The following is a 15,131-nucleotide window of genomic DNA, read 5'->3' on the forward strand; positions in this document are numbered from 1 at the left end:
ACCGGCCTCTGCCTGCCAGACCGCAGGCGCTACTCGGTGCCGAATACGCTTTCGGCAAGCAGCTCGGCGACGTCGCGGGCGCGAACCCCGGACTCCGCGTCATGCAGCTTGATGCCGTCTTCCATCATCGTCAGACAGTACGGGCAGGCGGAGCCGATGACCGTGGGGGACGTTTCCAGCGCCTGCGCCGTACGCGCCTCGTTCACGCGGATTCCCCCGCGTTCCTCCATCCACATCAGACCGCCGCCGGCGCCGCAGCACAGCCCGTTCGCGCGATTGCGTTCCATTTCCAACAGTTGAACGCCGGGGATGGCGCGCAGCAGAGCACGCGGTGCATCGTAGACGCCATTGTACCGGCCCAAGTAGCACGAATCGTGGTAGACCACTCGCTCGCGAAGGGTAACCGTAGGCGTAAGCGAACCGTCCGCGACGAGCCGCGCAAGCAGCGTCGTATGATGCTCCACCGCCACGGAACGCTCGAGGCCGAAGTCGGTATACTCGTTCTTCAACGCATTGAACGTATGCGGACAGATCGTGACGATCCGGCGGATGCCGTAACGCTGCAGCGTCGAGATATTTTCGGCGCACAAGGTTTGAAAAAGCAGCTCGTTGCCCAGCCGCCGCGCCGTATCGCCGGAGTTTCGCTCCTCGCCGCCCAGGACGGCGAACGGTATGCCGGCTTCCTGCAGCAGCCGCACCACGGCGAACAGCACCTTGCGGCTGCGCTGGTCGTACGCGCCCATCGTGCCGGCCCATAACAGCAGCTCCGGCTGCTCGCCCCGGCTAGCCGCATCCCGCATCGTCCGCACGGGCGGCGCTCCCGGCACAGCCGCTTCATAAGCCGCAAGCCAAGCCGCACGCTCGGCGCGGGGCAGTCCCCACGGATTGCCCTGCCGCTCGATATTTTGCATGGCGCGCTGGCCTTCGGACGGAACGCGGCCTTCCGTCAAGACGAGATAGCGCCGCATATCGATGATTTTGTCCACATGCTCGTTGCCGACGGGGCACTGATCCTCGCAGTTGCGGCAGGTCGTGCACGACCAGAGCTCCGACTCCGTCACGACGTCGCCGATCAGCGACAAGTCCGTCACGGACGTACCCGCCTGCACATGCCAGCCCTGCTTCTGCGCGGTCATGGTCGGCTCGATCGTCGTTTCCGCAGACGCGCCGCCGGTCCATAGCGGTACCGCGCCGGACATGACATGCGCGCCAGACGCACCGCTTCCGCTTAACGCGGGCACCCACGGGGATTTCGAGGTGATCGCGGCCCCCTTTTCGGTCAAATGATCGCGCAGCTTGACGATCAGATGCATCGGCGACAACAACTTGCCCGTCGAGGACGCGGGACAAACATTCGTGCACCGTCCGCATTCGACGCAGGCGTAGAGATCAAGCAGCTGCTTTTGCGTGAATTGCTCCACCGCCCCGACTCCGAACGACTCCGCCTCCTCGTCCTCCAGGTCAAGCGGCGCAAGCCGGCCCGGCGGCGAACGGCGGCGAAGCCATAAGTTCACGGGTGCCGTGAAGATATGAAAATGCTTCGACTGCGGCACGTATACGAGAAACCCCAGCAGCACCGCCAAATGCATCCACCAGAAGATTTCGTACAGCACGCTGCCCGCGTCAGTAGAGAACCCGATGTTCCGGAACCCGTCGGCCAGCGCAGAGGACACTGGAGCATAACTCGCGTAAATCGAATCCGAAGCGCCCGATCCCGAGGGCGGCGCTTCCTTCAACCGGTCGAAAGCCTGCGTCAGCAGCACCGTCACCATCAGCCCGCCGATAAACCAAAGGACGATGGACGGCTTCCAGCCTCTTTTCAACCGCCGCAGCCGCTCGACGTAACGGCGGAACGTGCCGTAAAGAATGGCCAGCAGCACGAGCGCGACTGTGATTTCCTGCGTCAGCACGAACCCGTGATACGCCGGATATGGCAGCGCGGAGCCGGTGAGCCCCTTCCAAATGATGTCCGCCGCGCCGAATTGCAGCACGATGAATCCGTAGAACAGGACGACATGCATGAGCCCGCTTCGAAGATCCTTCAGCAGCTTGCGGTGGCCGAACACCTGGACGACCCATTCGAACGGCCGCTCGAACCATGAGGACGCCTCCGTTGCAAGCCCGGCGGTCGTCGTAAACGAGGAAATGCGGAGCATGTCGTCGCTTTGATCGTTCTCGGGATCGGACGGATCATGCGGAGGCGGCGGTTTGCGCTGCTCGCTCCTGCCCAGCAGCATGTAACCTGCCCGTCTGCGGACCACCGTGTAAAAGCATGCCAACGCCGTCAGCGTCATCAGCGAAAACAGGACCCATCTCGTCAACAGCACCAGCGTATGTTCGCTTAATCCACCCACAAGGCCCCCTCCTTCCCACGGAAACGCGGAGTGTTTCAGTATATGTCCGGGCGGTCGGCAACATGTCGCGAAGGCGCCGTCCAGCGGTGCGCCGGGGTCTATTTCGAGGGCCAAGTTCATAAGGTAACAGGGGCGGCAGCGGCTCTCGGACGGCTTATTTTATCGTATTCGGCGGCCGTGGGACGGTATGACTGCCGCAGGCAATTACAGAACGACCGGGAGGTGCTCGGGACCGATGCAGCTGGTGGTATTGATCAAGCAAACGTTCGATACGGAGGAGAAAATCGAGCTCGCGAACGGCGCCGTCGCCGAGGACGGCGTCAAGTTCATCATGAACCCGTACGACGAATACGCGCTGGAAGAAGCGCTTCGGCTGCGCGAGGCGCACGGCGGCAGCGTCACCGTCGTCTCCTGCGGCAGCGATCGCGCCGCGGAGACGCTGCGGACCGCGCTCGCCATGGGTGCCGACGAGGCGGTGCTGATCGCGCAGGCCGGCTTGCCGGATGACGGGAACGCCGTCGCGGCGGCACTGGCCGCGGCGGTACTGGAGCTGCGGCCGGACCTCGTGCTCGCGGGGCTTTTTGCCGTTGACCGCGGGGCGGGCAGCGTCGCGCTGCAGGTCGCGGAGCGGCTCGGCTTGCCGAGCGCGTCGGCGGCGTTGAAGCTGACGGTGGAGGATGACGGAGCGATAGCTGGGGGTACAGGTGGCGGGAGTGCTGGCGGCGGAGCGGGGGCCGGCGGTGCTGGAGGCTCGGCGCCTGGCGAGGCTGGCGGCGGAAGTGCTGGCGGCTCGGTGCCCGGAAGTGCTGGTGCGGCCGAAGGCTCGGCATCTGGGGGCCAGACCGCGCCAAGCGGTGCCGCTTGGAGCGGCGGCGCTGGCAAAATCGCCGTCGTCGCGCGGGACACGGAATGGGGCGTGGAAACGGTGCAGCTTCCCCTGCCCGCGCTCGTCACGGCGCAGCAGGGGCTGAACGAGCCGCGCTATCCGTCGCTGCCCGGCATTATGAAAGCGAAGCGCAAGCCGCTTCGCCAGCTGGACGCGGCGGCGCTCGGCCTGGACGCGGCGGATCTCGCGCCGCGCACGGAGCGCGTCGCGCTTCTGCCGCCGCCGGTTCGCGCGGCAGGCCGCAAGCTAAGCGGCGCGCCGGCGGAGCAGGCCGATCAGCTTGCGGAGCTGCTGCAGCGCGAAGCGAAGTTGTTTTGAAAGATCCGGTGGTTATGCTGCGGTTCCAGGTATGCGAATAGCAGCCAAGCGCTCGTCAGGTGTTCGTCAGGCGTTCGCCTGCCGTGACGACGATTTCGCGAAAGGCTGTCGCCGCAGCAGCTTTTCGCCTGCCAAAACATGGATCCGGCCAATAAACTGCCCAAATTGCCAATTTCTTGGTTTCTGCGCACGGCCCATGCGGCAGCAAGCTTCACCTTGAGAGAGGAGGTCATGAACCGATGACCGATGCAACGAAAATAACGGCACTCGTCTATGCCGAGTGCCTGGATGGCAAGCTGCGCCGCGTGGCGCTGGAAGCGCTCGGCGCCGCGCGGCTGCTGGCCGGGGACGGCGGCGACGTGCACGCCGTCCTCGTCGGCGGCGGGCCCGGGGCGGCGCTGCAGGAAGCCGCCGCCGAGCTCGCCGCCCGGGGGGCGGGGGTCGTCCATGTCGTCGACGACCCCGCCCTGGCCGGCTATGCGCCGGAGGCGTACGCCGCCGCCATCGGCGCTGCCGTTGCCGCGGCGCGGCCGAGCATCATCGTGCTCGGCCACACCGCGGCGGGCGCGAGCTCGCGCCCCGCGTGGCCGCCAGAGCCGGCGGCGGCCACGTCGCGGACGTGACCGCCATCGACCTGTCCGGCGATGGCGGCGCGGCCGCGCTCTTCACCCGCCCGCTCTACGCCGGCAAGGCGTTCGAGCAGCGGCGGTTTCTTCCCGGCGCACCGCAGATCATTTCGGTGCGCCCTAACAACCTGCCCGTCGCGGAACCGGTGACGCCCGGCAGCGAGGGCAAGATCGCGGCGCTGGCTTACCAAGCGCCGCCGCTTTGGACCGCCGTCCGCGGCATCGCGCGCAAGACCGGCGGCACGGTCGATCTCGCCGAGGCGGATATCATCGTCGCCGGCGGCAGGGGCGTGCGCAGCGCGGAAGGCTTCGCGCCGCTGGCCGCGCTGGCCGACGTGCTCGGCGGCGCGGTCGGCGCTTCGCGCGGAGCATGCGACGCCGGCTACTGCGACTATGCGCTGCAGATCGGCCAGACCGGCAAAACCGTCACGCCGAAGCTCTATATCGCCTGCGGCATCAGCGGGGCGATCCAGCATCTCGCCGGGATGAGCCAATCCCGCGTTATCGTCGCCATCAACAAAGACCCCGACGCTCCCATCTTCGGCGTTGCCGATTACGGAATCGTCGGAGACTTATTCGAGATCGTGCCGCTGTTAACCGAACGGTTTCAACGGCTGCTTGGCAAAACCGGCTAAACCTTTCACGGCTACCACGGGTTATCCATTGTTTTATCAATCAAAAGGCGCTTCCCATCCGCGTGTAACGCGGCTTGTGAAGCGCCTTTTCACCTGCGGACAGTCGGCAACGAGGAAGCTCCCGGTTATTGCCTCCGCCTGCCATTCCCGATTTTCCACTTCGTTGTTTTGTTATCGAGAATACTCGGCCGCACCGCCTGGCTGAACACCTATTTGAGCGCGCAAAAAGACCGCAGGGCTAATCCTGCGGTATGCAATTTGCGGCTTGCAGTCTACGGTCTGGGTCTGAGTCGGCAATTTGCGGCTTGCGATTTGCGGTCTGCGGTTTGCGGTCCGCGATCCGCGATCTGCGTTTGCAGCCTACAGTCTACGGAGCAGAATGGCTTCTGCTCCGTCCCATTCATGTCCCTACGTTACTTCGTCATCAACTGGAAGAGAATCGCGATCATTTTCGCCGTCTCTTCGCGCGTTGCGAACTGTTTCGGAGCGAACAGCGTTTGGCTGCCGTTCGGTTTGCCGTTGATGATGCCTGCCTGCTGAACAGCCATTGCCGCCTGCTGCGCGTAAGCCGAGATGCTCGAAGCGTCCGCGAACGTTGCGCCATGGGTCAATGCCGGCAGTTTGTATTGCAGTTTGTCGGCGAAGCGGGCGATCATAGTGACCATCTGCTCCCGCGTAATGTTCGCGCTCGGGTCGAATGCCTTCGCGGATACGCCGCTCGTAATGCCGTTCGCCGCAGCCCATGCAACGGATTTCGCATAGTAAGCATCGCTGCTCACGTCGCTGAACCCGCTTCCGCCGTACGCTGCCAGATCCACGCCTGCCGCGCGGGCGAGAATCAGCGTAAAGTCGGCTCTCGTCACGTTCGCTTTGGGAGCAAAGCTGCTTGCGCTCGTTCCTTTGATAATGTTCCTCGCGGACAGGTAAATGATTTGATCCTTCGCGAAGCTTGAAGCAATATCGCTGAATTTCGTTTCGTTATATCCTACCGCATACGTAGAGAAATGTTTGACGGTGAAGCTCAGCATGCCCGTTACCGGATCGTAATTCGCTTCCGGAACCATCGCGATATCGCCGTTATCCGCGAGATAATACATGATAATCGCATTCATATTCTCGCCTGGCGCCGGTGTGTACGGCACGCTGACGCTTGCCTCGCCGCCAGCAAAATCGGATACTTTCTTGCCGTCCGCCAGGACCGTAAACGAATATACGGGGTGGGACCCGATTGCAGCGGTAACCGACGCTTGCGCCGATGGCGACAGATTCGCCGTCAGATCGGCAAGGTCTACCTTCGCTGCGGATATGGACACGTCGCCCGAAGTCGCCGATTTGGAAATCGTATCAAGCGCCTTCCCGTCGAGCGTCACCCGTGCCAGACCTGCGTCGATCGTTACGGCATTTACCGTGCTGCTCGCCAACTGACTAAGTGCCGTCGCCGGAAGCGTGATCGTATTCTTGGTCGCATTCGAATCGGCGATCGCTTTGATTTCAACGACTTTGTTCCCCGTGCCTGCATTCAGCTTGGACAAGGCTTCCTCGATTTGCTCGCCAGTGACCGCTGCCGTCGCTTGACCGGAACTGTCCGTCGTTGTTTTGACTTCCGTTGTCACCGTTGTGCCTTGCTCGTTCGACGACCCGTTGTTACCCGTTTGACCTGGATTCGTCGGTGTTCCCGGATCAGTCGGCGTACCCGAATCGGTCGGTGTTCCAGGAATGGACGGCGTGCCCGGCGTTTCGCCAGGAACGCTCGACGCAGTTACTTTCACCGTCGCTTCGGCCATTCCGTAGCCGTCTGCGCTGATCGCCGTGATTACAGCCGTACCCTGGCTGCGAGGCGAAACGTTGCCGTTCGCATCCACTCGCGCAACAGCCGTATTGGACGAAGACCAAGTCGCTGTTGCAGCGCCGTTGCCGACAGGCTGTACCGTTGCAACGAGCTTTTTGGACGCGGAGCCCGATGCAATCGTTAACGATGTTTTATCCAGCGTTACTTTCGTGACGTTCATCTGCAGTACCGTTACCGTTCCGCCGACCTCGTTCGCGACGAGAATGAGCGGAAGTCCCGTCGGGCTGGCCGACGCCGGAATGAAGTCGATGCCTTCCGGACCCGTATCGGTTTGCGGCGGCAATGAACCTGCGCCCGCTGCCGTGAAATCGCGGGTATTGATGTAATTCGCGAATACCGGTTTCGTCGGATCGGTCACGTCGTACGTCATGATGCCGCTGATGCGCTCCAAGCCGATGAACGCGAACGCTTTATTGCCGACTTTCCCTACTTTCACGTATTCCGGCTCCGGTCCTTTCTTCGGACTCCGTTTGTCGAATGACACATCCGCATGGTTGGAGTTGAAGTACGCCGGAAGGCGCTGTGCCGTGATTTTCTCGAAGTCGTTGTGGCTGTCGTAAATTTGCTCCATCGTGGCAGGGTTCCACACCGAGAAGGAACGCGCCCCATAGAGGTAGATACCGTCCGGTCCCATGTCGCTCGGCACTTCGACGCCGTCGTACGGCGTCTTGCCGTTGACGGTGTTGTTCGCCAGGAACGTGGCTGCCGCGGAACCCGGCGTCAGGCTGCCTTTCATCGCGCCGATGGTCGAAACGTTCGTCCGGGCGCCCGGCCAATCCGTGCTGTCGCCTTCGTTCGCCGTAAACAGATATGTGTTGCCGTCCACCGTATAGGTGTCGATACCGTCCGGCATGTACATGCCTTTGAACGGCACGTTCTCGAATTTAATGGCGTTGTCTTTCACCAAATCCAGCGAATTGGCCGGATCGTTCAAGTCCTTGTAGCCCAGCCCTTTCACCGAGGTTACCGTACCTTGCGCAATGTTGATCGTGCCGATGGCGTTGCCCTCTTGCAGCGACACATACGCGGTCGCTTCGTCTGCCGACAGCGCAATGTACTCCGGCTCCAAGTCGTACACCGCTGCGTCTTTGGATGTCGCCGGCCCCGTGATGACGCCGTTCGTTGCCAGCCCGCGCAGATGCACAGCGTCGTCGATGACGCTCGGGTTGTCGAATTTGACATGCTTGACGGTGTTGTTAACCGTATCGACAATTGTTACGCTGCCTTCCGGATCGACCGTACTCCGTCCTTCGGCTTCGTCGGCTGTCAGGACATAGCTGCCGTCCTTCGTAACCTTGACCATGTCCGGTTGAACGCCGGCTTCATAGTACTTCACGAAATTGCCGTCGTAATCGAATACGAGAATGATCCCGTTCTTCGTATAGTCCGATTCTTGAATAGCCGCATACACCAGGTCATGCTTGGTGTCGATGTCTACGCTCGTGAAATCGCCGTAAGCGAAGTTCGGAACATGATCCGCGATCGTCTGCTCGATGTTGATTTTGTTGGCTTGCTGGATAGGCACGCCATTCGCGTCAAGGCTTACGATATCCAGCGTCGCCGGATCGCTCGAGCCGTTGACGGAATAAAACTTATGATTGTCCGTGTTGTATTTGACGATTTCGGCTACGCCGCCGTCCGCGTTCGGCGTTCCGGCGATGAAGGAGCCCAGCTTCGTGATGGATACCGAATCCTGGAACATGGGGTTGACGTTGATCGTCAACGATTTCGTCACCGTGCCCGGTGTGCCCGGGGCGCTGTCGGTTACGGTAATGGCTGCCGTATTGGCGGAAGCTGCGTCATCTGCAGGCGTTCCCGTGATGGCGCCCGTGGAATCATTGATGCTCAATCCCTTCGGCAGTCCCGTCGCGCTATAGGCATAAGGAGCCGTTCCGCCGGTCGCGGCTACGCTGGCCGAATAAGCAAGGGTTTTCGTCGCGTCCGGCAGCGAAGCCGTCGAAATGGAAACCGGGGTTGCCACCGGCGGGGTCACGGGCGTAGACGGTCCCCATGAGCCGTCGGCGCTGCTATGCGGTCCGTATGTCGCAGCGGCACCCGCGGTGCCCTTGTAATCGATCAGAGCGAAATCGTTTTTGTTATCGTCCGAATCGTTGAAATCCACCCGGCGCAAAGAAATGTTTTTGGAAGGACCGCCAGCCTCTTTCGGATAATCGCTGCCTTCGTAACCGTCGATCGTGCTGCCGGTATCGTTTCCAGCCGCTCCGAGCATGTCCACGAATCCAGCCGTTTTCGGCGTATTGGCGGACGGATTGACGTTCGTCGCATCCAGCAGCGTTTGGTTGCTCATCAGCACGACTTTCATGCCTTTGTTTTGCAACGTATACTCCGCATGATCGCGGGTGAAATTGATGTCTCCTGTTTTCACGCTAAGCTTCGTGCTAGGCGAAAGCGACGAGGCTGCGCGAATCAAGTACGAGCCGTGCGCGGGAATGCTGCCGGTCAAGTCCAGCTTCTCCCACGGTCCTGTCGCCCCGCTTAGTGGCAGAGCGGGATCCGCCGACGCGTTATATTGATTCATGCGATCCGCGTATTGAATGGACCAGTTGCCGAGGTCGACAGCTGCATCCGTCGGGTTGTACAGCTCGATGAAACCATAATCGGCCGCGCCGCCCGTGGACACGCCCGAACCGTAATACTGATAAATTTCAACGTGCTTCACATTCACGTTGTAGCCGCTTGCATCATATGGCGTACCCGCTGCGATCACAGGTGCAGCCGCGGATGCCGGAATGACGGCCCCGAATGAACCCGCCGCGATGATGCCAGACATGGCCAGCGACACCAAACGTTTATTCCTCGTATTCAACTCTACTTCATCTCCCATTCTAGGATTATTCTCCTAGTAGCTTAATGGGACAATGTGTCGACGGTATTAAGGTGATTTGGATATTTTGTAAATTCGCAACCTTCCCTTATCATTTCATGGCGAAAAGCCAAAAAAAGACGCCCGCTTTCGGCGCAGCCGATAACGAATCGTCGTTCATTCTTATGGAATTAGCGGAACGGGTAACGGATCTTCAAACCGTAAACGATGGAATATGGAGCGCACCGGCCTGCCTGCGCATGAACCCGTTCGGCCGTTCATCCCCCGAGCCTGTGGAACAGCCCGCCGATCAGCGCATGCGCCAGCGCGAAGCTGGACGCGATGATCGCCGCGATGACCGCCAGTATCAGCACGATCATCAGCAGCGAAGGCTTCCTGCCCCTCGGTAATTCTGCCGAACCCGGCTGCCCGTCCTCTTCCGTATGCATAGCGCCGCCCCTCCTATGCCCGGAATAAGCCGTTCAGGCTTACTCCTCATAGAAGATCATATGCGGCTTCTCGGCGATATAGTAGGACAAACGGTCCTGAAGCGAACCGGCGTGAAATTCCGCTCGCCTTATGCCCCGTAAGCTTTAAAATCGATTTCCAGGAACCGCGACACTTCCGGCACCCAGCGAGTTTCCACGAAATCCACATGCACGGGATGCGCATTATAAGCCTCGTAATCGGCTTGGCTGTTAAAGATCATCGAGAAGCCGTAGTCGTAATCGTTCTTCGGACTCACCTGTTTGAAAACGCTGAACTGATTCACGACGGGAATCGAGGTCAGCAGCCGCTCGCCGTCCCGCAGAAATTGCTCGGCCGCCTCGGATCCCGCCTCATGCTTCAAGTTAAAAATCACCATGTGTTGAATGCTCGTTTGTTCCATCTTCGTCATCCTCCTCCTAGTAATTACCCGTTAAGTTTAGCACATGCGCCGCGTCTTCCAAATCCGAAATTCTACAGAAGCCGAACGATCGATAGAGCGCCTCCGCTCGCGTTCCGCCTTTCCGTCTCCCGATCCGATCCGATCCGATCCGATCCGATCAGCTCCACGCACGGCCCGCTTCCAGAAACTTGTCATCGTCGAACGTCAGCCGGTACACGTCGGGCATCGTCAGCCGCTGCCAGAACGCGTAATCGTAACGCGCATCGTACGCCTGCATGATCATCGTCATCAAGTTGCCATGCGTTCCGACGGCGATCGTCTGTCCGCGAAACCGCTGCAGCATGTCCTGCAAAGCCCGAACGCCCCTCGACTGCGCCTCGCGAAACGACTCGCCGCCGGGAAGAACCGCGTCCGGATCCGCGAACGACTGCTTGATCGCCTCAAGGAACGTTGCCTTCGGCAACGAAACGTCTTCCCCGTGCAGCCGCCTTTCCCGCAAATCCTCCATCATGAGCACCGGCAAATTCCGTTCGTCCGCAATGCCCTGCACCGTCAGCACTGCCCGCGTATACGGGCTGGACACGACCGTGTCGATCGGCAGCCGGCCGAGCTTGGCGGTTAGCCGAAGCACATCCTCGCCGCCTTGCTCCGTCAGTCCTCTCGTGCGGTCGGCGCCGAGATGGACCGCCGATTCCGCATGACGAATAAGCAGCACATTCGTCTTCGTCTCCATGCTCATCCTCCCCCTTCGAGCAACGCATCGGAATTTCTAGTATAATCCATAGTAGCACATCGCCCGTCGTTTGCAGACGATTAGGTTAGCGATTCTAGCGTCCGCATGCGACCGCCAAAGGAGGAAGCTTATGCTGGAGAAATACCGGTTGAACGAGAAACGGAGCTTTTCACTTGCAGATTTCGATCCCGAGGATACAGCGGGCATCGCAGGCAAGGAAGACATCGAAGCGGAATTCGAAGCGCTCAAGGACAAGCTTAAGGAGCATCAAGAGAAGCTGTTCGCGGGAAAAACGAACGGCGTGCTCATCCTATTCCAGGGCATGGATTGCAGCGGCAAGGACGGCGTCATCAAGAAAGTGCTTGCGGGACTCAATCCGCAGGGATTCCGGGCCGAGAGCTTCAAGAAGCCGACGGCGGACGAATCGGCGCATGATTTTCTATGGCGGGCCCATAGAGTGGCCCCGGCCAAGGGATCGATCGCCGCGTTCAACCGCTCCTATTACGAAGAAGTGCTTATTACGCGGGTGCATGACCTCATCGACGGCAAGGAAGCGTCCAAGCGGCTCAAGCACATCGGGCATTTCGAGAAAATGCTGAGCGACGGCGGCATTACGATCATTAAGATTTTCCTGCACATTTCGCCGGATTTTCAATTGCGCAAAATCCAAGAGCGGATGGAGAACCCCGAGAAGCTGTGGAAATTCGACCCCAGCGACCTGGAGGAGCGGCAATACTGGAAGGCTTATACGAAGGCCTACGAGCACGCGATCAAAGCAACCTCGACCAAACGCAATCCGTGGTACATCGTGCCGGCCAACAACCGCTGGTTCCGGGACTACCTCGTGCTGCGGATCGTGGAATCCGCGCTCGATTCACTAGATCTATCCTATCCTGAAGTGGATATGTCGCAATTCCGTTTGGCAGCGGGCATTAACGAGTCAAGCAAATAGCAGTCACAAGAGGGGATATATGGGAGCCCTGACGCAACCCGCTGTTGACATCCGCTCTCCCGGGGAGTATAACAAATATAAATCACGACATGATCGAAATTCGTTGATGGGAACACGCGCTTTACGCAAGAGGCAATCCCCAGAGAGTCGGCGCCCGCTGAAAGCCGACGTTTGCCCGCGAATGACGCATCCTCCCTGAGAAGCCGTGCCGAACCGTCCGGGTCCCGATCCGGATGATGCAGTAAGCATGGACGGAATCCGCCGTTACACGGAGCGCGTATGTTGGTACGCGACAAGAGAGCCGTTACGCTGCAGGTCATCCTGCGACGGAGCGGAATTAGGGTGGTAACGCGAGATGCATCTCGTCCCTTCACGGGGACGGGATTTTTTTATTTTCAGACCAGCATTTTCAAGGCTAAAGGAGACGGTTGGCAATGGGGAACGAACGAAACTATGATGCTCTGACGGTAGGACTGACGGAAATCGCGCAAGCGCAAATGCACGTGAAGGATGTAGCCCTGCGCACGCCGCTGCAGCAGAACCGGGTGCTGTCCAAACGCTACGGCTGCAACGTCCTGCTCAAACGCGAAGATTTGCAGGTCGTCCGCTCCTTCAAGCTGCGCGGCGCCTATCATTTGATCAAATCCTTGCCGGAGGAGCGGCTGATGCGGGGCGTTGTCTGCGCAAGCGCGGGCAATCACGCGCAGGGCGTCGCTTACTCCTGCCAAACGCTCGGCATCCCGGGCAAAATCTACATGCCGAGCACGACTCCGCGGCAGAAGGTTAACCAAGTGGCGTTCTTCGGCGGTCCGAACGTCGAGATCGTCCTAACCGGCGATACGTTCGACGATGCCTTCCGGGAGGCGATCGCGGCTAGCCGGAAGGATGACCTTGCGTTCATCCACCCGTTCGACGATCCGAAGATCATTGCCGGCAACGGCACGATCGGCAAAGAAATCATGGAGGCGGTCGAAACAGCGCCGGATTTCGTCTTCGTCACGATCGGCGGCGGCGGGCTTGCGGCGGGAGTCGCGGCCTATGTCAAAGCCGTGTCGCCGGGCACGAAGCTGATCGGCGTGGAGCCGGAAGGCGCTCCGTCGATGCGCGTGTCGCTCGATGCCGGCGAGGTGATCGCGCTGGATACGATCGACAAGTTCGTCGACGGCGCGGCGGTGAAGCGCGTCGGCGACCTGACGTTCCGCATGTGCCGCGAGCTGCTGGACGACATCGTGCTCGTGCCGGAAGGCAAAGCGTGCACGACGATGCTCGACCTGTACAACGAGAACGCCATCGTGGCGGAGCCGGCCGGCGCATTGCCGATTGCCGCGCTCGATCTGTATCGCGATCAAATCGCGGGCAAGACCGTCGTCTGCGTCGTGAGCGGCGGGAACAACGACGTCGACCGGATGCAGGAGATCAAGGAGCGTTCGCTCGTGTTCGAGGGACTGAAGCATTACTTCATGGTCAGCTTCCCGCAGCGCGCCGGCGCCCTGCGCGAATTTCTCGATGAAGTGCTGGGACCGGACGACGATATTACGCGATTCGAATACACGAAGAAGCACAACAAGGACAACGGTCCCGCGCTCGTCGGCATCGAGCTGAAGCAGCGCGGCGATTACGAGCCGCTCATCGCGCGCATGAATCATAAGGGGCTCAGCTTCTTGGAGCTGAACAAGGACCCCGTCCTCTTCAATCTGCTGATTTGAGAATTGAGAATTGTTAACTATGCGCGCTTGGGATTAGTCTGAGCGCTGCGCAATAAGAGCCTTGGCATGCATCTTTTCCGTGCATGGCAAGGCTTTTTCCTTGTCCGCCCCGTCCCCTTACAATCACTTCACAAACCGCTGACCGCCCAGTGACATTCGCGCGTTATGCTTCCGGCAGGAGGTGTTTTTCCTATGAAAATCATGATCCTGTACGCTTCGTACGGAGACGGGCACTTGCAAGCCGCGCGCGCCATCAGCGAAGCGATTGAAGACCGCGGACTGGGCGAGCCGGTCCTCGTCGATTTGCTTGCCGAAGCGCATCCGTGGATTAACGCCATGACCAAACGGGTGTATCTGAAGAGCTACTCCTTGATCCCCGGCTTGTACGGCTGGATTTACGACCGGACCAAGCCGATGAAGCACGACTCCGTCTTCTCAGGCTGGCTTCACTCTTTCGGCCGCGACCGGCTGCGGCGGATTCTGCTCCGCCAGCGGCCGGATGCCGTCATCCACACTTTCCCCCTGCTCGCCATGCCCGCCCTCAAGAAAAAGATCGGCCTTCGCATTCCCGCCTGCACCGTCGTGACGGATTTCGATCTGCACCGGCGCTGGGTTCATCCCGATATTGACCGTTATTATGTACCGACCGAAGACATGAAACGCGAACTCCTGACGCTCGGCATCTCCGACCGCCGGATCTGCGTCAGCGGCATTCCGGTCAAACGCGGCTTCCGCAGCGCCGCCTGCGATCCGGACATCCGCATGCGTTACGGTTTCGACATCGGCACGCCCGTGGTATTGGTTATGGCCGGCGTTCAGTCCTCGCTTGCCGCGGTCGCAGCTATGATTTCACCGTTAATTGGGCATCCTGATCTTACCGTTGCCGTCGTCTGCGGGCGCAATGAAGCGCTTGCCGCCGCGCTGCCCGGACAGTTCGAAGAAGCCGCCTCCGAAGGAAGGCTGCGCGTCTTCGGCTATGTCGAAGCGATGCACGAGCTCATGGCGCTCGCAGCCTGCATCGTCACGAAGCCGGGCGGCGTCACGCTCGCGGAATCGCTCTCGCTCGGACTCCCGATCTTCACCTATCAACCGGTTCCGGGCCAAGAGCGGAACAATGCGCGCTACCTGGCGGACAAAGCCGCAGCCAATATCGTTCATTCGCCGGACCAGCTCGCCCAAGAAATCGTTCAACTCATCCACGATCCCGTTCTGCTGATGCAGCATAAACTTCGCGCGCGCAAGCTCCGGTACCAGGACGCGGCCGAGACCGTCGCCTTGGATTTCTGTTCCAGCTTGCATATAATGGAGAGGACATCCGTGCGCCTATAGAAGCGCGCAGCATTTACGGGAACCCTGGAT

9 protein-coding genes and 1 pseudogene are annotated in these 15,131 nt (G+C 60.3%); 5 read left to right on the top strand and 5 right to left on the bottom strand.

The window, feature by feature from the left end; genetic code table 11:
* Positions 1-29: 29 nt before the first annotated feature.
* Positions 30-2,294: a (Fe-S)-binding protein gene (locus GZH47_RS12480; RefSeq protein ID WP_225446532.1), complete on the bottom strand. Its 2,265-nt coding sequence runs from the start codon at positions 2,292-2,294 to the stop codon at positions 30-32.
* A 295-nt stretch (positions 2,295-2,589) separates the two neighbouring features.
* Here GZH47_RS12480 and GZH47_RS34095 point away from each other — a divergent pair, with 295 nt between their 5' ends.
* On the top strand, positions 2,590-3,558 hold the full coding sequence (locus tag GZH47_RS34095; protein WP_225446464.1) for an electron transfer flavoprotein subunit beta/FixA family protein: 969 nt from the start codon (positions 2,590-2,592) through the stop codon (positions 3,556-3,558).
* Positions 3,559-3,797: 239 nt separating this feature from the next.
* A pseudogene (locus GZH47_RS12495) lies at positions 3,798-4,819 on the top strand (electron transfer flavoprotein subunit alpha/FixB family protein).
* A gap of 413 nt (positions 4,820-5,232) precedes the next feature.
* Here the strand turns inward: GZH47_RS12495 and GZH47_RS12500 are convergent.
* From GZH47_RS12500 to GZH47_RS12515, 4 genes are all read right to left on the bottom strand, one after another.
* Positions 5,233-9,513, bottom strand: a complete 4,281-nt coding sequence (locus GZH47_RS12500) for a choice-of-anchor I family protein (protein WP_162640384.1) — start codon at positions 9,511-9,513, stop codon at positions 5,233-5,235.
* A gap of 257 nt (positions 9,514-9,770) precedes the next feature.
* A complete protein-coding gene (locus GZH47_RS12505; RefSeq protein WP_162640385.1) occupies positions 9,771-9,941 on the bottom strand; it encodes a hypothetical protein in 171 nt (56 codons plus the stop codon).
* A gap of 128 nt (positions 9,942-10,069) precedes the next feature.
* Positions 10,070-10,381, bottom strand: coding sequence for a Dabb family protein (locus tag GZH47_RS12510; RefSeq protein WP_162640386.1), 312 nt, complete (start codon positions 10,379-10,381; stop codon positions 10,070-10,072).
* 157 nt (positions 10,382-10,538) lie between these two features.
* Positions 10,539-11,114, bottom strand: coding sequence for a histidine phosphatase family protein (locus GZH47_RS12515; RefSeq protein WP_162640387.1), 576 nt, complete (start codon positions 11,112-11,114; stop codon positions 10,539-10,541).
* 130 nt (positions 11,115-11,244) lie between these two features.
* Here GZH47_RS12515 and GZH47_RS12520 point away from each other — a divergent pair, with 130 nt between their 5' ends.
* The 3 genes from GZH47_RS12520 (at position 11,245) to GZH47_RS12530 (ending at position 15,101) form a co-directional block, all read left to right on the top strand.
* Positions 11,245-12,066 carry a PPK2 family polyphosphate kinase gene (locus GZH47_RS12520; protein ID WP_162640388.1) on the top strand — a complete coding sequence of 274 codons (822 nt, stop codon included), beginning with the start codon at positions 11,245-11,247 and terminating at the stop codon, positions 12,064-12,066.
* A 434-nt stretch (positions 12,067-12,500) separates the two neighbouring features.
* Positions 12,501-13,772 carry a threonine ammonia-lyase IlvA gene (ilvA, locus tag GZH47_RS12525; RefSeq protein WP_162640389.1) on the top strand — a complete coding sequence of 424 codons (1,272 nt, stop codon included), beginning with the start codon at positions 12,501-12,503 and terminating at the stop codon, positions 13,770-13,772.
* A gap of 192 nt (positions 13,773-13,964) precedes the next feature.
* A complete protein-coding gene (locus GZH47_RS12530) occupies positions 13,965-15,101 on the top strand; it encodes an MGDG synthase family glycosyltransferase (RefSeq protein WP_162640390.1) in 1,137 nt (378 codons plus the stop codon).
* Positions 15,102-15,131 lie beyond the last annotated feature (30 nt).

Source organism: Paenibacillus rhizovicinus, assembly GCF_010365285.1.
GTDB lineage: Bacteria > Bacillota > Bacilli > Paenibacillales > Paenibacillaceae > Paenibacillus_Z > Paenibacillus_Z rhizovicinus.

Excerpts from the sequence above, each read along its gene's own strand:
- GZH47_RS12480 (WP_225446532.1), bottom strand. The coding sequence starts at position 2,294 with ATGACGCTGACGGCGTTGGCATGCTTTTACACGGTGGTCCGCAGACGG.
- GZH47_RS34095 (WP_225446464.1), top strand. The coding sequence starts at position 2,590 with ATGCAGCTGGTGGTATTGATCAAGCAAACGTTCGATACGGAGGAGAAA.
- GZH47_RS12500 (WP_162640384.1), bottom strand. The coding sequence starts at position 9,513 with ATGGGAGATGAAGTAGAGTTGAATACGAGGAATAAACGTTTGGTGTCG.
- GZH47_RS12505 (WP_162640385.1), bottom strand. The coding sequence starts at position 9,941 with ATGCATACGGAAGAGGACGGGCAGCCGGGTTCGGCAGAATTACCGAGG.
- GZH47_RS12510 (WP_162640386.1), bottom strand. The coding sequence starts at position 10,381 with ATGGAACAAACGAGCATTCAACACATGGTGATTTTTAACTTGAAGCAT.
- GZH47_RS12515 (WP_162640387.1), bottom strand. The coding sequence starts at position 11,114 with ATGGAGACGAAGACGAATGTGCTGCTTATTCGTCATGCGGAATCGGCG.
- GZH47_RS12520 (WP_162640388.1), top strand. The coding sequence starts at position 11,245 with ATGCTGGAGAAATACCGGTTGAACGAGAAACGGAGCTTTTCACTTGCA.
- ilvA (WP_162640389.1), top strand. The coding sequence starts at position 12,501 with ATGGGGAACGAACGAAACTATGATGCTCTGACGGTAGGACTGACGGAA.
- GZH47_RS12530 (WP_162640390.1), top strand. The coding sequence starts at position 13,965 with ATGAAAATCATGATCCTGTACGCTTCGTACGGAGACGGGCACTTGCAA.